This window comes from Levilactobacillus acidifarinae DSM 19394 = JCM 15949 (assembly GCF_001434835.1).
In the GTDB taxonomy this organism is placed as follows: Bacteria; Bacillota; Bacilli; order Lactobacillales; family Lactobacillaceae; genus Levilactobacillus; species Levilactobacillus acidifarinae.
The window spans coordinates 28,575-45,793 of the sequence record NZ_AZDV01000023.1; the positions used below are offsets into that span (position 1 = coordinate 28,575).

The 17,219-nt window shown below is 47.8% G+C and carries 17 protein-coding genes and 1 pseudogene; 11 read left to right on the forward strand and 7 right to left on the reverse strand.

The features are described from left to right. Positions 1–93 precede the first annotated feature (93 nt). The gene (locus FD25_RS06930) at positions 94–1,146 is read right to left on the reverse strand and encodes a hypothetical protein (protein WP_057802927.1); all 1,053 of its coding nucleotides are present in this window, start codon (positions 1,144–1,146) and stop codon (positions 94–96) included. Positions 1,147–1,451: 305 nt separating this feature from the next. On the opposite strand from FD25_RS06930, the gene FD25_RS06935 reads away from it, so the two are divergent. The 3 genes from FD25_RS06935 to FD25_RS06945 all read left to right on the forward strand — a co-directional run bounded on the left by FD25_RS06935 (position 1,452) and on the right by FD25_RS06945 (position 2,544). Beyond that, positions 1,452–2,003, forward strand: a complete 552-nt coding sequence (locus tag FD25_RS06935; RefSeq protein WP_057802928.1) for an RNA polymerase sigma factor — start codon at positions 1,452–1,454, stop codon at positions 2,001–2,003. Between the two features lie 93 nt (positions 2,004–2,096). Continuing rightward, positions 2,097–2,294, forward strand: coding sequence for a hypothetical protein (locus FD25_RS06940; protein ID WP_057802929.1), 198 nt, complete (start codon positions 2,097–2,099; stop codon positions 2,292–2,294). A gap of 25 nt (positions 2,295–2,319) precedes the next feature. Continuing rightward, complete coding sequence (locus FD25_RS06945; protein ID WP_057802930.1) at positions 2,320–2,544, forward strand: DUF2922 domain-containing protein; 225 nt, start codon at positions 2,320–2,322, stop codon at positions 2,542–2,544. Between the two features lie 75 nt (positions 2,545–2,619). Here FD25_RS06945 and FD25_RS06950 read toward each other — a convergent pair whose 3' ends face one another. Both FD25_RS06950 and FD25_RS06955 read right to left on the reverse strand, forming a co-directional pair. Beyond that, entirely contained in the window at positions 2,620–3,528 is a 909-nt protein-coding gene (locus FD25_RS06950) for a LysR family transcriptional regulator (protein ID WP_057802931.1), read from the reverse strand. A gap of 346 nt (positions 3,529–3,874) precedes the next feature. After that, the gene (locus FD25_RS06955) at positions 3,875–4,105 is read right to left on the reverse strand and encodes a hypothetical protein (RefSeq protein WP_057802932.1); all 231 of its coding nucleotides are present in this window, start codon (positions 4,103–4,105) and stop codon (positions 3,875–3,877) included. Positions 4,106–4,769: 664 nt separating this feature from the next. On the opposite strand from FD25_RS06955, the gene FD25_RS06960 reads away from it, so the two are divergent. After that, positions 4,770–6,140 (forward strand): hypothetical protein, encoded by a 1,371-nt coding sequence (locus tag FD25_RS06960; protein WP_057802933.1) that lies wholly within the window; start codon positions 4,770–4,772, stop codon positions 6,138–6,140. Between the two features lie 122 nt (positions 6,141–6,262). Here FD25_RS06960 and FD25_RS06965 read toward each other — a convergent pair. Further along, positions 6,263–7,485, reverse strand: a pseudogene (locus FD25_RS06965) (ISL3 family transposase). Between the two features lie 374 nt (positions 7,486–7,859). Here FD25_RS06965 and FD25_RS06970 point away from each other — a divergent pair. From FD25_RS06970 to FD25_RS06980, 3 genes are all read left to right on the forward strand, one after another. Continuing rightward, a complete protein-coding gene (locus FD25_RS06970; RefSeq protein WP_057802934.1) occupies positions 7,860–9,263 on the forward strand; it encodes a hypothetical protein in 1,404 nt (467 codons plus the stop codon). A gap of 178 nt (positions 9,264–9,441) precedes the next feature. Next, a complete protein-coding gene (locus tag FD25_RS14450; protein WP_057802935.1) occupies positions 9,442–10,806 on the forward strand; it encodes a hypothetical protein in 1,365 nt (454 codons plus the stop codon). A gap of 256 nt (positions 10,807–11,062) precedes the next feature. Further along, positions 11,063–11,803 (forward strand): MucBP domain-containing protein, encoded by a 741-nt coding sequence (locus FD25_RS06980; RefSeq protein ID WP_057802936.1) that lies wholly within the window; start codon positions 11,063–11,065, stop codon positions 11,801–11,803. 59 nt (positions 11,804–11,862) lie between these two features. Here the strand turns inward: FD25_RS06980 and FD25_RS06985 are convergent, their stop codons facing one another. Then, on the reverse strand, positions 11,863–12,492 hold the full coding sequence (locus FD25_RS06985; RefSeq protein WP_057802937.1) for a hypothetical protein: 630 nt from the start codon (positions 12,490–12,492) through the stop codon (positions 11,863–11,865). 348 nt (positions 12,493–12,840) lie between these two features. Between FD25_RS06985 and FD25_RS06990 the strand changes: the two genes are divergently transcribed. Next, a complete protein-coding gene (locus FD25_RS06990) occupies positions 12,841–13,671 on the forward strand; it encodes a hypothetical protein (RefSeq protein WP_057802938.1) in 831 nt (276 codons plus the stop codon). A 185-nt stretch (positions 13,672–13,856) separates the two neighbouring features. Continuing rightward, complete coding sequence (locus FD25_RS06995; protein WP_057733498.1) at positions 13,857–14,246, forward strand: MarR family winged helix-turn-helix transcriptional regulator; 390 nt, start codon at positions 13,857–13,859, stop codon at positions 14,244–14,246. Positions 14,247–14,308: 62 nt separating this feature from the next. Here the strand turns inward: FD25_RS06995 and FD25_RS07000 are convergent, their stop codons facing one another. Together FD25_RS07000 and FD25_RS07005 are read right to left on the reverse strand one after the other, a co-directional pair. Further along, positions 14,309–14,569, reverse strand: coding sequence for a hypothetical protein (locus FD25_RS07000; protein WP_057802939.1), 261 nt, complete (start codon positions 14,567–14,569; stop codon positions 14,309–14,311). Positions 14,570–14,700: 131 nt separating this feature from the next. After that, positions 14,701–15,267, reverse strand: coding sequence for a hypothetical protein (locus FD25_RS07005; protein ID WP_057802940.1), 567 nt, complete (start codon positions 15,265–15,267; stop codon positions 14,701–14,703). Positions 15,268–15,595: 328 nt separating this feature from the next. Here FD25_RS07005 and FD25_RS07010 point away from each other — a divergent pair, with 328 nt between their 5' ends. Both FD25_RS07010 and FD25_RS07015 read left to right on the forward strand, forming a co-directional pair. Beyond that, positions 15,596–15,862 (forward strand): hypothetical protein, encoded by a 267-nt coding sequence (locus tag FD25_RS07010; protein WP_057802941.1) that lies wholly within the window; start codon positions 15,596–15,598, stop codon positions 15,860–15,862. Positions 15,863–16,033: 171 nt separating this feature from the next. Then, complete coding sequence (locus FD25_RS07015) at positions 16,034–16,675, forward strand: SDR family oxidoreductase (protein ID WP_057802942.1); 642 nt, start codon at positions 16,034–16,036, stop codon at positions 16,673–16,675. Positions 16,676–17,219 lie beyond the last annotated feature (544 nt).

Consider the following 17,219-nt stretch of genomic DNA (forward strand, 5'->3'; position numbering starts at 1 on the left):
GCGTCTATCAATAAAGGAACCAAGTTTTCGTGGGGATACGAAAACTTGGTTCCTTTTTTTGCGTCAAAATAAACTAATTTAACGGAGTTATCGTTAGAAGGCGCGGGTGGTCTTCATGACCTGAGCCGGCCGGTTGGTCAACAGGTAACCCGTCCCGTTATTGGTGAATTGTAGGCCTTCAAACTCGCGCTTGCCGTTCAGGTTCGTGGCCTCAACGTCACTTTCCTTGAGGTGGCCAAGCTTGCTGACGGGCACGGACGAGATACTGCCGTCACTGATGAAGTACAGCCGGTTCCGTTTAGCGTTGTACGCCAGCGACTGACTTTTGGTCCCGGGGTTGTGGCGCAGGCCCTGCATGATCAGGTGGAAGTTCACGAACTTACTGTGGATCTTTCCCTGGTAGATCTTGACGGTACCCTTAGGCGCCCAACCACCGTTGGAATAGGTGTAGAAGTAGGCGTTGCCGTGCTTGTCGAAAGTTAGGTTTTCGCCCATCGGCACCGTGTTCTTCAACATGAAGTTGATCCGCTTGACGGGCTTTAAGGTCTTGGTGCTGACCTGCTGGACGTTACTATGTATCGCGGTGGCGCCTACGAACCAGAGCTGACCGTTCTTGGGATTACGGGCTAACGATTGGCCGTGACCGCAAGCGAAGTCTGGTCCCACCTTAACGTTTTTCAGGATGGCCTTATCCTTAGCCGTCAGGGCGTGGTTGGCGCGATCCTTGTCGGCCTGGGCTAACGCGGATGAGGTCGCGCCCATTTTCCGCAGGGCGGCCAGGTTGTACTTGGCGATGAAGCCCCGGTCGTTGTGGTGGGTACTCAGGACGTACATGGTATGACCGGTACGGTCCATCACCAGACTCTGGGGATTCTGCCAACCGATTTGATCGGGTAACAGGATATCGGTCTTGAACCCGACCTTGGTGCCCTTAGTGCTGGTCATGACTGACCCGTAACCGGTAAAACTATAACGCGGAACGAAGAGGTTCCGGTTATTTACCGTTTTATAGTGCGCCACGTTGTAATTGGCCAGGGCGTTACCGTGTTGGGTGTACGTCTTGGCGGAGGCGTTAAGACTGGTACCTCCCAGGAAAAATAAAGCGGCTGCCGTGGCGGTCAGCCAACCCCAAGTTGCTTTGTGCATCGAAGACCCACTCCTTATATGCGAAATTTGTCACAAGTTATTTATAACACGAACAATCCGAAAAAGAAAATTTTCTTAGACTCAATTATTCAAAAGCAACCGGTTTCTTGGGGTTTGGGGGGCGCAAGCATAACCGGGAAAACAGCGCAATGGGAGCGTTCTTATAATGACTGAATATGGTTTGGTAGCGCCTAATTAGGGGGAATGCCGCGTAAATTAGGGGTTAGACGGGTCTAGACCGACCCGGTATGCTAGATTCTGTTCTCCGGAGAACAAAATTTAACTGGAAATGAGGATTTTTTCTATTGAGAGATCAAGAAGAAGCATTTAATTTCTTATTCACGGGTGACCACGAGCGCATTCTCCATGCGGCGTTGAAACGACTGCATTTGTCGCCGATCCACGCCGACTATGACGATTACCTACAAGAAAGCCGACTCCTATTTCTCAAGGTTTACCAACGGTTTCCAGATAATCCGTTGGAAAAACCGCATCAGTTTCTGGCGTACGCCCAACAGAAAATTTACTGGACCTTACTCGATCACTTGCGCAAGGAGCGACGCCGGGCACAATACCTGGCCGAAGGCGATCACGAGACGTTATTAGCGGAATTACCCGCGGCGCGACTGCCCCAAACCGACGTGGAGGGGCGCCTTTCTCAGGAACGTCTTTTGCAGGCCATCCACGCACAAGGCACTTTGGGGGAATGGACCTACCTGAGCGGGACGGTAGTTAATCAGCTAACTCCGGCCGAGATTGCGCGGCAGTGTGGCGTCAGCCGACAAACTGTGTATCGTTGGCGGCGAACGCTGATCAAACGGCTGCGGCAAAATAATTTTTGGCTAATGTGGCCCTAAGGGGTGATAAATTCGGTCGCCATTTCGTTAGTAAGAGTGTAAGGGTTGGCCAGCTCACTTACACCACCACAACTTTGAGAGGAGTTTCAACTTATGACTAAGACTTGGTTAAAGACGTCAATCACTTTTCTGATGGGGACCGATGCCGCGCACCCCGTACGCATCGTTTTGAATAACGGGGTCACCGCACCAGAGCCCGAACAGATTGAAGCGTTTGGGGGCTACTTAGCCAGTTTGACGGGGTTACCTTTCATCCGGGCGAACGTGACAACGCAAAACGCTGTGGCCTAACGCGCTAAGAGGAGGAATTTAAACGATGAAAACTTTAGAATTAAGCTTTAAAGGCACGGACCACCGGATCAAGAACTTGCGGTTGAAGTACGTGAACGCCGACCTGACGGCGGAAGAAGCAGAAGCCGTGATGCTCAAGATGGCGGCCAGCAAGTTGTTCGTGAAGCAGGACGTCGAACTTTACGCCACACCGGTGAGTGCGACCGTGGTGGAAACCACGAAGACGCCGCTGCCGGGAGGCGCCGCCTAACCAGTCACTGAAACCACCGGGTGATCAATCAAAAACGCAGGTCCCTGTTCGGGGGCCTGCGTTTTTCGTTTCGAGTTAAACGGCACCCGGGTGTTGGAGCACCTTGGCGGGATACTTGGTGGTGACGTAGGTGGTGATGGCGTCGATCATCTTGGCGGTCGACGGGGCCTTGGCCTGCGCACTGTTGACTACCAAGCAGATGGTACGGTAGAAGCGGGTGTCGAACGGGTAAACGTTGACGTCGCCGCTGATGCGTTCGAGTGCCAGTTCTGGCAAGATCCCCATGCCCATGCCGGCCTCAACCATGGCTAGGATGGACTGGTCGTCGATGGAGAAACGTAGGGCGTTGGGCTGGATTTGATAGTGGTCCAGCGCGGCCTTGGTGTCCTTGTCGTAGTCCCCCCGTTGCAGGATGAAATTCTGCTTGACCAGGTCGGCCGCGGTCACCGTGGTCCGGTTGGCGGGGATGAAGTCCGTCGGGGTGATGCAGTAGATTTCATCCTTAATTAACGGGAGCACCGTTAACTTCTCGTTGACCGGTAGTGCGGAGAAGCCTAGGTCGAGACGCCCGGTCTTAACGGCCGCCGCAATCTCGGTAAAGTCGGCTTGTTCAACGTTGATGGCGATATCCGGGTAATCCTGCTTGAAGTTTTGGATGATAGGCGGCAGCCAGTTGATACACACGGACGAAAAGGCACCGAGCCGGACGGAGCCGGCGTTAAGCCCCTTGATATTGGCGGCGGCCTGTTCGAGACGCTCTTCGGAGTTGATGATCGCCTGAATCAGGGGTTGGACGGACTTGCCGTCGGGGGTCAGTTCGACGCCCGATCGGTTACGAATGAACAGGCTGAAGCCGAGTTCCTTTTCTAACTGGTTGACCGAGTGACTAATGGCGGACGGCGTGACGTTTAGAATCTGGGCCGCCCGGTAAAAAGTGTGTTCTTGAATGATGGCTTGAAAGACACGATAGGCAAACGGTAGCATGCCCGGCCACCTCCTTGGCTAAAATGAAGAATTTTCACGTAAATAGTCAATACATGAATTGTTCTTTTCGTTAAGGCCATTCTATCATATCGCCGGGGCGGGGGATAGGGAGAGTCGGGGGTTGGGTGAGTGGCAGAACCGACCGCAACGTGACGAATCCTAATTAATAGGAAAAGATTTATTCAAAACTTCTTTCCAATCAGTCCACATCCCCGTGACAGTGCAGGATTTCCCCCAACCAAAAACCACGTTCAACCGTAAAACGGGTGAACGTGGTTTTTGGTGGTCGCTGGTGGCCTGATATCTCAAACGATGTGAAGAACACATACCCTGACAGATCAAACCATCAACGAAAGGCGATGCGGTATTGCTGGACGCCGTCAATCGTGCGGACAGTCTCCTCGGCCCCGTCGGTTAACTTCCCGTCGCGCCAGAAGCTCGGGTGCTGGTGACCAACAAAGTAGAAGGTATAACGTGCCGTGTTGGCTTGCTTAGAAACGGTTAAGTAACCACGGTCTTGATCGGACAACTGAACGGTTTGATCTTGTTGCTTAGGATCAACATAAATCGTGAGCATCTCTCTCACCTCCACCTTGAAGTATAGCCGGTCCCCTCAGGAGTTACAACGATTTAAAGGATTATATTAGGGATGCTTTAACTTTTTGTTGGCTAGTAAGGGTAATGGCAAAAGCAACGCCTAGGGCTGGCAGTTACTCGCTAAGAGGTTCTCGTGAAACACGGGGCACAACGGTGAAGGAGGGGCGTTGAAGGCAAAATAAAAGACCGGCGAGATCATTTCGCCGGTCATCCCTTAAAGAGATTAGTCGTTTCCGTTCTCCGCGGAAGCGATCACTTTAAGGCTACATTGCGTTGCCAAAAAGCATCACCCCCTTTCATTTGATACACGTAGTTTAGAACCTCTGAGACGGAAATGCAAGCGACTAACTTAACCTTAATGGTGAATTAAATTTAACTAAAAAATAGAATGCAACATAATAGTAATGAATTCGTTATAAGTAACAGTAATATTACAAAACCCATAAAAATATTTCATTCGAACGACAAAGAAAGCAATTTCCTTGTTTATAGAGCGTGAAATCGCTATAATCGAACTTGTAGTTGAGGAGTAGAAGTCGTGGTTTATTGATTAAAGAATAAAATTCTTAACAAAATCACTAATATCATGATATACTATTCCTGCTTGATAAATTACATACAATATGTTTGGAGGAAAAAAGATTATGCAATCAAGTTTAAAGAAATCTCTTTACTTGGGCCTTGCTGCATTAAGCTTTGGTGCCGTTGCTACGGTCTCAACCACTGCTTCAGCTAAGTCCTATGCAACCGCAGGTGCATATACTGCCCTGAAGACCGACGCTACTACTCGTAACGTTGAAGCTACTGGTACTAACGCACTTTACACTAAGCCAGGTACTGTTAAGGGTGCTAAGGTTGTTGCTTCTAAGGCTACTATGGCTGAATTAGCTACTTCTAAGAAGTCCGCTAACTACTTCCGTGCTTACGGTGTTAAGACTACTAACCGTGGTTCCGTTTACTACCGTGTTGTAACGATGGATGGCAAGTATCGTGGTTATGTTTACGGTGGTAACTCTGACACTGCCTTTGCTGGTGGGATCAAGTTAGCTAACACGTTAACTGACGCAACTATGCCTGTAAACAAGACTGTTTACTTGACGAACACTAACAAGAACACTCTTTGGACTTCGCCTAAGTACACTCAATACAAGGCTTCCAAGGTAAACCTGCAAAACACTACGAGCACTGACGCTTGGACTGTTCTTGCTGCTAAGACTAAGACTCGTGAAGGTTCATTGTACTACTACGTACAAAACGCCACGACTCCTACTATCAAGGGCTGGATTTACGCTGGTGGTACTTCCACTAACAGTACTGCAGCTACTGCTTACAACAGTGTAACTATCAAGTACCAAGCTGCTGATGGTTCAACTGTATCTACTGCTTCATGGGTAAATCCAAAGGCTACGACTGCTAACGCTGGCCAAGCTGTTGCGGATACTGATGTAAACAGTTCAAATGCTAAATTAGCTGACTTTGTTAAGAGCGCTGCACCTACTGGCTACGTTGCTTCTTCCATCAATAACGACTTAACTGGTGTTAAGTACGGTACTACGGTTGTTATCAACGTTAACAAGCAAGCTACTTCTACGCTTTCCTTCTTTGATACTACTAACTCCAATGGTATCACTGGTGGGACTGCCATGACTGCTGCTAACTTTGTTGGTGGTGTATACCCAGCTGTTACTGCTAGTGCACAACAAGCTGCTTTACAGGGTGACTCTACTGTTGCCTTCAATACTGACAACCTTGCTACTATGTTCAAGGGTGTTGCCTTCAACTCTGCAGACAAGACTTCTACTACCGATGTAAAGGCTTCTGATGGTACTACTATCAAGGCTGGTACTGTCTACCATGAAGTATACGAATTAGATACTACTTCTACTAAGGCTGCTAACACGAACGCTAAGTATGGTGACAACATCAAGGTTGGTTTGAAGGTTACCAGCATTGTTGCAGGTTCTGCAACTAACACTAGTGTTTCCGACCCAACTAACAGCAACTACGCTAAGTAATCTTTGATTATTGATGCCTAAGTTCTGCGAAAAAGCTCAATCCTACGGGATTGAGCTTTTTTATGAAATAAGTTAGGCTCTTTGTCAACCGGTGTTGATGAAGACTAATATGAGAATCCAATTCATTTACGAATTGGATTCTTTTTTTCGACGTTGATTAGAAATTCAATACGGATTCGATAGATGAAATGTTTCCAGTTTTTGTAACCGTAAGCTGTTCGTTTAATTTGTTTGATCTTACGGTTGATACCTTCTATTGGGCCGTTTGAGAGAGTTCCATGGGTCATATTTTTGATGATTCGTTTTCGATGAATAAAAGTTTTTACGGTTGTCATGAGTTGAGGACTTACGTTCTCAACTCTACCGAGGGCTTTAAGAAATCCAGTATAGTCGCGGTCTTGAAAGGCTTTAACGAGCTGGTGTGTCGAAAAGTAAGTATGCATAAATTGTTCGCTAAGACCCAGTCCCTCCTGGACCAGTTGTGTTGTTCTTGAGTCTGGCGGTCCTTTAAGTGTGAGAACCACCATACTTTTGTGGCTTCTAGACTGTCATAGCTCTTTAGATAGAAACGCCAGTAGAACTTTAAAATTCGGTATTCACGTGTGTCGGGTTTGAACTGTTTCATCAGCTGAACTCGCGTCTGGTTTAAGGACCTAAGCGTCATTTGGACCAGATGAAAGTTATCCGCAACTAGCTTAGCGTTAGGGAAAAGCGTCCTAATAGCCGATTCATATTGCGAATTAAAGTCCATGACAACGGACTTAACGTGCTTTCGATTTTTATTCGAGTAATGACTCCTGAAAAAGTGCTTAATATCGGCGTTCTTACGACCTGGAAGGATGGTAACGATGTCATGAGTTTTCGCATTAATCGCAATGAAGCTCATTTGATTACCCGTCGATCGAAATTCATCGATGCACAGTTGTCTTGGTAAACCATTGTAGGCAGGCTGAATTTCTTTGCCTAGTAGAGTTAAACGCCGACATACCGTGTTAGTAGAGACGTTGTATTGCGTCGTAATACTACTCATCGTACGGTCTTCGGTTAGGGTTAGATCAATGGCGTCTGAGCTAAAAGCGTCTTACCACAGTTTTGACAACGAAATCGCTGCTTTTTAAGCACAAGTAGGGTTTGTACGTTCGCTAATTCGTGGTAACCGGACTACGACGGTCTTATGGCCATTATGGTTCATCGTATCTTTGCCACAACGTGGGCAAAGGATAGAATCGTAAGTCAATTCGCCCATTACTCGCATAACACCATCTGATAAGACTTTAGTGCTTAAGTTTTTGATGTTTTCATCTTTTATTTGAAGTAAAACTCTAGTAGACTGGTCTTGGGACATACCGAACACTCGCTTTCAATTGGTTTTGGTCGACTTGATTGTAGCACAAGGGCGGTATGCCCTTTTGTTGTACAGAAAAATGGTGTTGATGGATTTCATCCATCAACACCAAATATCATAGAACCATAAATTAAGGATAATCTATATTCGTATTAATATTCTCTTGCTATATAAAGTGGCTTATTTCCCTTTAACGTCATACTAGGGATTTACGACATATTTATCAAGAACGCGTATTAATGGGCTTGAAACGACATTTTATTTAGAATTTTATACTAGATTTGACCCATTATCTAGGAAACTCTTTTGAAAGATGGCGACTCTTGGTATACTTGTCCCGTAACAAAATCTAATTTACTTAGGGGAGAAATAAAATGCAATCTCGTTTGAAGAAAACATTGTATTTAAGTTTAGCTGCAATTAGTTTAGGCGCAGCGTCATTATCTGCTACATCTGCATCCGCAAAATCATATGCTACGGCAGGCGCATATCAGGCCTTGAAGACAGATGCTACCACTCGTAACGTTGAATCTACGGGAACTAACGCACTTTATACCAAGCCAGGAACGGTTAAGGGTGCTAAAGTTGTTGCTTCTAAGGCTACTATGGCTAAATTGGCATCATCTCAAAAGCCCTCTGATTACTTCCGTGCTTACGGTGTTAAAACTACTAACCGTGGTTCTGTTTACTACCGTGTTGTGACGATGGATGGTAAATATCGCGGCTATGTTTACGGTGGTACGGTTGCGACCGCTTTTGAAGGTGGTATCAAGTCTGTTAACACGTTAATCGATGCCCCGATGCCACTAAACAAGATCGTTTATTTAGCGGATACCAATAAAGATGCACTTTGGACTTCACCAAAGTATACCCAATATAAAGCAACTAAGATCAACTTGCAAAACACGACGAGCGTTGATGCTTGGACTATTTTGGCTGCTAAAACGGGAACGCGCGGTGGTGCACTTTACTATTATGTTCAAAATGCTAAAACGCCTACCATCAAGGGATGGGTCCTCGCTAGTGGGACGTCTACTAACAGTACTGCAGCTACGGCTCATAACAGTGTAACAATTAAGTACCAAGCTGCTGATGGTTCAACTGTATCTACTGTTTCATGGGTAAATCCTCATGCTAAGGCTGCAGCTAATGGTGCTGCTGTGGCTGTTAAGGCTACGGATGAAAACTCTTCTAAAGTGGGCTTAAAGGACTTCGTTGCCAAGTCCGTCCCTACAGGGTATGTTGCATCTGCTACTAACAATGGCTCTGATCCAGCATCCACTACTATTAATTATGGGACTACCATTGTTATTAATATTAATAAGCAAGCAACGTCTAAGCTTTCCTTCTACGATACTACTAATGCTAACGGTATCACTGGTGGGGCTGCTATGACAGCCGCTAACTTTGCTGGCGGTGTATACCCGGCGATTGCTACAAGCAAGCAAGAAGCAGCCTTACAAGGCGACGCTACTGCGGTCTTCAATATTGATAATCTTACTGCTATGTTTAAAGATGTAACTATTGCCTCTACTGACAAGGTAGCTACGTCTGATATTGCTAACGCGGTTGACGCTACTGGCAAGATGGTTACGGTTAAAAAGGGTGAAACTTACCACGTAGTTTATAGCATTGCTAAGGACTCTACCAAAGCTGCTAATGCTAATGCAAAATATGGTGATAGCATCAAGGTTGGTTTAACACAAGAAAAGTTAGTTGCAGGTTCTGCAGCTAAAACTAATGTGTCAGACCCTACTAACGGGAACTACGCTAAGTAATTCGTTGCTATAGTTATATAGCTAACTTTTAAAGGGACTAACTCAGAGATGAGTTGGTCCTTTTTAGATGACGTAGCTGTTAATTAATTATTATTAATTTTTTTGCTAACCTACTAGCTAACTCTGCTATACTAAAGACCGTTCAATAAATTTACAATTTCAGAGGAGAAAATACATCATGCAATCACGTTTAACTAAGACGTTGTACCTTGGTTTAGCTGCGCTGAGTTTAGGTGCCGTTGCTTCGGTATCAACGACTGCTAGTGCTAAGAGCTACGCTAAGGTTACTTCGACTAAGGCCTTAAAGACTGCCGGTGAAACTCGAAATGTTGAGTCAGTAGGGACTAACGCAATCTACTCCAAGCCGGGGACGGTTAAGGGGGCTAAGGTCGTTGCTTCCAAGGCGACGATGAAAAAATTAGCCAATTCCAAGAAGTCTGCTGACTATTTCCGCGCTTATGCTGTCGCTACGACTAACAAGGGTTCCGTGTACTACAAGGTCGTTACCATGAACGGCAAGTACCGTGGTTACATCTACGGCGGGAAGAGCGCTTCTACCTTTGCTGGCGGGATCAAGTCTGCCAACACCATGACGGACGCTAACAAGCCAGCTAGCACGACTGTTTACTTTACCAAGCCAGGTAAGGCTAACGTGACGTGGAACGCGCCTAAGTACACCCAATACAAGGCTTCCAAGCAAGTGAAGGATACCACCCCCTTTGCTAAGGACACTTTGACCATCACCAAGGCTGCTACTAAGACCCGTGAAGGTTCCTTGTACTATTACGTAGAGGACGCTAAGAATCCATCCATTAACGGTTGGATTTACAGTGGCGCCGTTACGGCAACGCAAGATACTTTCGATGCTAAATCTGACGTTAAGGTTGATTTCAAGACGACTGATGGGACGTTAGTTAAGGCAACGACTTTATCTAAGTTGAACGAAAATGGTAAGACGACCGTTGCAACGGCGACGGGTACTGCCGTTGGGACTGATGCGGCTAAACAAGCAACTAACGCCTGGGGTGCTTCCTTGTTAAACGAGACTGGCTACACCTACAAGGCAAGTGACTCCGTTAACGTTTCAGCCTTATCCGCTGCTAAGTCTGGCGACACGATTACGTTATATGTAACCAAGAACGCCAACGCTGATACGAAGATTAGCTTCTACAGCGTAACGAGTGACTTGTCCCAAAAGGGCACGCCATTAACGGCTTACAAGTCTGGGACTGCAACAGCAACAACGGTGGTCTTTCCTAACTTAACAACCATGTTCACGGGAGCTGATGGAGCGGCTTATGCGGCTAATGACGTGCAAGCTTACCTGACGAGCAATAATCTGAACACGTTGTACACGCCTAGCTACAAAGACGGTTCTAACACCGTTTACATGAAGTACACGTTCAACAGTGCCTTAGCTGGTAACTACAGCACGAAGACGAACGCTAAGGCTTTCTACACGGCTACCCAAGGAACTGGGACCTCCCCTGTAGATACGCCAGCAACGACGACCACGAATGCGAACCAAAACTATGTGGGTTAATCGTTCATAACTAAAGAGTATGATAGTAAAAGCCTGGGTGACCGGGCTTTTACTATATCTAAAATTATCCTGTAGCGTAGGGCTGATTAACGGAGCAGAAGGATTCGACCTGATCGACTAAAGGTGCCTCTTAATAAACTAACCGTCGTTTCTCAACCCCTTCACCCGCTGAACCAGTTCTCTTAATCTCACAGATGTTAGTATTAGGGTAGATTCAGGAATAGAACCATTAAAGATGCTCATGGGGGTGTGCATCATGACAACACAAAATTGGATTAAATTAACGGTGTTGGCGGGGATCGTCGTGGGGAGCGGCGGTCTGACCACGACCGCTCAGGCGGCCAGTGACCCAACACCAACGGGGACGACGAGTCTTCAAACCACGGCGACCGCTACGGTACCAGAGCGGTCGCCAGAGACGCAGACGGGGACCGTTACCGTCTACTATCTGACACCAACGGGAGAAACGTTAGCCCCGAAGAAAGTTTTGACGGGACCGGTGGGTGACCACTATCAGGTACCACTATTAAAACGCGACGGTTATCTGTTAGTGAAGACGTCCGGGGCCGCCAAGGGGGACTTTTCAACCACACCCGTGACGGTCAAACTCGTCTATCAACGACAACGACCTGCTAAATCAACCGTAACGCCGACTAAGTCGCAACGGGCGGCCACAGCCGAACAGCCGCGGGCGACTGCGACGAAGACGGCAACGCCAACCGCTCGTCAAGTGACCCCACGGAAAGTCGTCTCGACTCGGGCGGCCGTTCGGGACGAGGCCCCACAAGCAACCAAAGCTCGAACGACTACGCCAGCTAAAGGTGTAGTCGTTCTCGGAAAGTATCCGGTCCACCAGGCAGCAACGCCAGTTAAGCGGCTCCCACAGACCGGTGAACAACCGGCGAATAAGTTATGGGAACTTACGGGTGGCTGCTTATTTTTGGCCACACTAACCGGGACCTACGCACTGAAACGCCGATTATCTTGGTCAGATTAACTAAAAAACGCCAAACATCACCGTATTAAAAAATGGTGATGATTGGCGTTTTTGTTTGGCTAGAGGTCCATCACGAACCCGCCGTCGTGGGCTTGATCAACCGCCGTCATCAGGTCGTCGGCGTGCGTGTATTGCCGCAGGTCGTCCGTGTTCAAAACTTCCTTGAGCCACGCGACCATGTCGGCCGTCAGCGGCTTCTGTGCAGTTTCCATCTGCCAATAAATGAGCGGGGGCAGGTCGAAATAATCGGCCAACGTGACCACGGGTTTCTTTAAAATGGTGACCCGCAGGAACCGCAGCAGATCCGCATAACGAAACTTAGCGTCGGGGTCGGGGTTCTGCGGACTATCAAAGTGTTGAGCGACCTGGGCGCTGTCGGGCCAGGGGAGCTGTAGCCGTCGAAACTGCCAAGCGTGTTTGTCGAGCAGCGTCAGCATGGCGTCATTGACCGCTTGTTGGAGGTCCGGTGCCGTCCGCAATTGGGGGAGAATAGCGGGATCGAGGGCGAAGAACCGTAATAACAGGTCTTCCTTCTCTGGGGGAAGGTGATCGGCCTGACTGTGCTCGAGGTTAAGGTAATACCAGTCGGGGATGTCGAACATCATCAGATCGTGTTTTAACCCCCGAAGGTCGTCCTGATAAGAACTGTAGCGAATCGTTCGTAAGATTTCACCGATCGTGTGGTGCACATCCATCATCTCCTTGGTTATAAAGTGAGTATACCAAGCGAACCCCATCGCTTTACTGTGACGAGTCTAAGAATTTGACGAGAATTACGAATGATTTCAATATAATTTTAATTATCATTCATTCTTTTACCTTTAAAATGTTATGGCCAAACACGGTTAAACACCGTCAATATCAATAATGGTTTGGTATGACGTTTATCTATAGGGTGAGCTAATTTCTTGCTAATGTTCGTGATTTATGGCATGGTAGCCATGGTAAGAGCAACGGCTAAGGCCGCCAATTACCGGAGTCCTTAAGGTTCAAGGGATTGAGCCGGTACACCCGATGAAGGGAGGGGGTGGCAGTTCATGCAACAACCTGCCTGGAACAATTTGACGGCGGAGTTTCGCCGTCAAGTGGAAACCCGAAATTGTCTGGTGTTAGCGCAACTAACGCCTAACGTGGTGACCCATCAGGTTCCTAGTAAGCAGTTAGCGATTGATTGGGATCACGTGATCTTGCTGAAGTATTGTGGAGGTAGCCCGCAGCGTCGCGGGACGACCATCGTTTGGACCGCGTACGCGGGCTTCGTCCGGACCGACGTCGCACCACGAACGCTGATCGATGGCATTGAACGGGACAGTCCGGTAACCTGGCTGGATATGCAAGCGTATACGGACGTCAGTGGCGGACGGGGACCGTTATCGTACGTCTTAGGTCGGTTGCAATTGATTCCGATTGAAAATAAGCAGAATCATTATAGCTGGTTGAACGGGCGTTACCTACAAACCGTCAACCCCTATAACTCGAAACAGGCGGTGCGTCAGTCGCTGATTATGCTCAAGACCACTAATGAGATCTTGATTCAAGATTCTGCCGAACGGTTGATTGGGAAGTGGCGCACGGCCGATAAAATAAGACGTGTTCAACAAATGAATAAGGAATATAATGACAAATTGTACGGTTCACACTATTTAGCAAATGTGCAACTTCCACCGGATCTTAAGAAATTTAGGATCCGCGTTCAGGCCTTGCTAATGGCGTACGTTGAACGGCATTTACCGTTAAATTTGACGACGGCCGAGATGAATAAAGTCGTTGATGCGGCCCGGCACAATCGCCCTTGGCCACTAGATGAACCGGGCCCGACTAGTTGGGGTAATCGGGCAGAGCGGTTACCTCCGACGACTCATAAATAATAAAATATTTAACACGGTCGTGACCTGTTTACAGTATAGTCATTTGTTCTATGTTACAATACGAAGAGTATCAGCTTAGTCAATCAGCAATTTGCGGGCTGAGCTGATTCGCGATGACTAATGTTTACGACGACCATTTCGAGGTTTGTCACCTGGAAATGAGCGGCATGAGGAGGAAGAGCAGCATGACAGAAGATGAAATGGCCATGGATATTGAGCGGATTCACCAACTGAATTCTATCCTACGACCCTTTATCAAACGACCGAGCAGTGGGGACGCGGTCACGTTTGAACAATACCGAATTTTACACGAGCTGGTTCACGAAAAGACCAGCACCAGTGAATTATCTCGACGGTTACACGTCGGCCAATCCATGATTTCGATTCAAATCAGCCGATTACTTAAAGGCGGATACATCCAAGACGAGACCTTGCCGACTGATCGGCGGTATCACGTCTTTCAAATTACGCCACAGGGTGAGGCCATTCACGAACACGTGAGTCTGGTCTTAGCCCACGAGCTCCCGCAATTAATGGCTAAATTAGCCACCTACGTGAAGCCAGCTCAAGGCTAATCACGACTTAAAGTCAAACAAAAGGGCCGAGACAGCAATGTCTCGACCCTTTTGTGCGCTAATTATTCGGCAGCTTCGATTTTTTCTTCGACGGGTTCGGCGATTGCCTCGCCAGCGTCGTTCACCAATTGGAGTTCCGTTTGGCGGATGACCACGAGATCACCAAAAGAATCAATCTTATCCGTTTCTTTTTTCTTCAGTTGTTCAGGTTCCACCTTAACCAAGACAGAGTGTTCGTAAACCTTGGTGATGGAGCCGTAAAATGACGTTGAAAACAGTTCCGTTTCCTTGCAATAAACCCGGTCATTTTCGTGTAAAGTCATGAATGATCGTCCCCCATAAAAGTAATTTATAACAGGGTAAAGGCAACTGGCCAAAAAGTCAAGAAAAATCGGAATATTTTTTTATTTAAGATAATTATTAAGGGAATTACCTTATGAATCGTTAAAAAACTTTAATGATGGCGTAATTGGGCAATCCGTTCTTGGGTGGCGAACTTTTGTAAGAGTTCACTTTGTTTCGCCGTTTGGGTCGCCAGATCCGTCAGAAAGTCGATCTCCAGGTCACTTAACGGGGCTTGCGACTGGGCCGCGGTCAACAGGTCGTCGACGGCCTGGTCCAACTGGTCGTTGGCCGTATGGAGGGCGGTGAACGCCGGGGTGGCGGTCAGACCAACGCCGGGTCTCGCTGGCCGGGCCGACTTAGCCACCGGTCCGGTCGCTGGGTGATCCTTAGCTGGTTTGACGTCCGCGTCGGCCACGAAATAGTAGTAGACTTCACGGGGCTTGAGGGCCGCTTTTTGAATCCGGTGGTCGATGGATGGGGCCGCGGAGACCGCCCCCATGACGGCGGTTTGCGGGTAGCCCTGTTCGCCTAACATCTGTCGTAATTGCACGGCCCGAATCCCCCGGATGCCGGGGAACCGCTGTTCAGACACCACTTCAATCTTATCCTCATCTTGTAGCCAGGCGATGATCTGTTTACGGATCTTGGCCGCCTGACTATTCTTGGTATTCGCCAATATATGTCACCCTCCAACCGGCAGTTAATGATTAATTATTGTCGGAATTATTATTAATATTAGACCATTTTTTACGGGGGCGATGCAAGCACTAGGCGCGGTTTTTCGTGAATTACGGGTCATTTTTCGGGGCCCCTGCAAATTTCTCAGTTAAATATGGTACAATCGACGTACATGGTGAAATTTTAGGGGCGACAATCCCCCTCAGCTTCCACGTGATTGGCCGCAGGACGAGAATGCGACTGCCGATCGGAAGTCCCGACGGCGGGGGCCATTTGGCCATCTGCGCGTCCAGTAGTCAGTTTATTGAATATAGGAGTGAACAATTTTGCATATTTTTAGAGATGAAAACGGAATTCGCCTGGTGGTTTCCCATCAACTGGGCCACTTTGCGGCACGCTTCGCAGACTATGCGCCAGAGCAGGAGTTCATCAACTACGAACTAAGCAAGGATAAGCGGGGACGTTATCATCTAGTGATTGAGAAAACGAACCTCACGGAACTCGCAGCCCCAGTTTTTCAACAGGAACTGGTCTTCGGGGACTTGGGCGATAGCTTGACCCCGATTGATGGCGTGACCCTGATGTTAATCTAGTTTAGATACAACCCAACCGCTGCCTAATTAAATTAGGTGGCGGTTTTTTTACTTAATTTCTATAAATGTTGGGAAGAAATTAGGGCTGTGGGCAAGTCGGTTGGGTTGCATAATGTAATTATAGGAGTTACAGTATAGACAACAAATCAATGATAAAGGGGTTCTGTTCTCATGACAAACGTATTAGTTCTTGGGGCTTACGGTAAGATTGCCCAGCTAGCGACACCAATGTTGCTGGCCGATACCGACGCACAGTTGACTTTGTTTCTTCGCAACGCACAACGGTTAGCGGCTGCGGCGAGTGACCGGGTCACGGTGGTCGACGGCGACGCCGCTAACGTGAACGACCTGGCCCACGCCATGGACGACATGGACGTGGTGTACGCCAACTTAGCGGGCCACAACATCGAAGCCCAAGCCCAGGCGGTCGTGACCGCGATGAAGCAGGCGGGGGTCAAACGGCTGATTTGGATTTCCACGTTAGGCATTTACGATGAAGTTCCCGGGGCCTTTGGCCAATGGAACCATCAAATGCTCGATGGTGGGTACCTGGAGACCTATGCGGCAGCTGCTAAGGTGATTGAAGGCTCAACGCTGGATTACACCATTATTCGGCCAGCCTGGCTGTCGAACCACGACGAGGTGGCCTACGAAACGACCCAGAAGGGGGACCCCTTCAAGGGAACTGAGGTCTCCCGGAAGAGTATTGCGGCGGTCGTTACTAAATTGGTTCAGGATCCTAGTCAACACGTCCACGACTCGTTGGGGGTTAACAAGCCCAATACTGACGGGGACAAGCCTGCCTGGTACTAATTGACCACTAAGCAGGCAAAAAGTGTGCAATTTAAGACAATACGCTGTATAACTAAAGTGTGCGTTTAAAGATAGCGCATAGCAGTAAGTACCTTACTTAACGGATAACTTATAATCAGACCGAGTCCGCATTATAGAACCTTTCCTCCAAACAAGAACCTATAAATTTTGTGGCCGTTGGTTATGGGCTATGCGAACCAAGTACCGACATCCTGGTGGTGCCGGTACTTTTTTTGTTCAAAGGGGCCAATTTAGCGGGCGATAATTTTTTGAATGTTTTAGTTGCAACCGCTTACAAGTCGTGGTATATTATAGGCGTAGAAAGGATCAGGGGTGGTCAATTAAGTAACAAGTACCACTTGATCTAGTTGATACAACGTGTCAGTTTCGTAAAGCCGATTTCCGTTTTGACGTAAGTCTGGTTTAGAAGTACGAACACCAGTACCAAGCAACAGGTATCAGGCAACATCAGTTACAGCTTCAAGATTTAGTACGATGCGTCAGAACCAACAAGTAAACCTTCTAACGAACTCTAGGAGAAACA

Bases quoted from the DNA above. Each gene is read 5' to 3' on its own strand.
- FD25_RS06940 (WP_057802929.1), top strand. From the start codon at position 2,097: ATGACTAAGACTTGGTTAAAGACGTCAATCACTTTTCTGATGGGGACC.
- FD25_RS14450 (WP_057802935.1), top strand. From the start codon at position 9,442: ATGCAATCACGTTTAACTAAGACGTTGTACCTTGGTTTAGCTGCGCTG.
- FD25_RS07015 (WP_057802942.1), top strand. From the start codon at position 16,034: ATGACAAACGTATTAGTTCTTGGGGCTTACGGTAAGATTGCCCAGCTA.
- FD25_RS07000 (WP_057802939.1), bottom strand. From the start codon at position 14,569: ATGACTTTACACGAAAATGACCGGGTTTATTGCAAGGAAACGGAACTG.
- FD25_RS06945 (WP_057802930.1), top strand. From the start codon at position 2,320: ATGAAAACTTTAGAATTAAGCTTTAAAGGCACGGACCACCGGATCAAG.
- FD25_RS06995 (WP_057733498.1), top strand. From the start codon at position 13,857: ATGACAGAAGATGAAATGGCCATGGATATTGAGCGGATTCACCAACTG.
- FD25_RS06980 (WP_057802936.1), top strand. From the start codon at position 11,063: ATGACAACACAAAATTGGATTAAATTAACGGTGTTGGCGGGGATCGTC.
- FD25_RS06990 (WP_057802938.1), top strand. From the start codon at position 12,841: ATGCAACAACCTGCCTGGAACAATTTGACGGCGGAGTTTCGCCGTCAA.
- FD25_RS06930 (WP_057802927.1), bottom strand. From the start codon at position 1,146: ATGCACAAAGCAACTTGGGGTTGGCTGACCGCCACGGCAGCCGCTTTA.
- FD25_RS06950 (WP_057802931.1), bottom strand. From the start codon at position 3,528: ATGCTACCGTTTGCCTATCGTGTCTTTCAAGCCATCATTCAAGAACAC.
- FD25_RS06970 (WP_057802934.1), top strand. From the start codon at position 7,860: ATGCAATCTCGTTTGAAGAAAACATTGTATTTAAGTTTAGCTGCAATT.
- FD25_RS06955 (WP_057802932.1), bottom strand. From the start codon at position 4,105: ATGCTCACGATTTATGTTGATCCTAAGCAACAAGATCAAACCGTTCAG.
- FD25_RS06960 (WP_057802933.1), top strand. From the start codon at position 4,770: ATGCAATCAAGTTTAAAGAAATCTCTTTACTTGGGCCTTGCTGCATTA.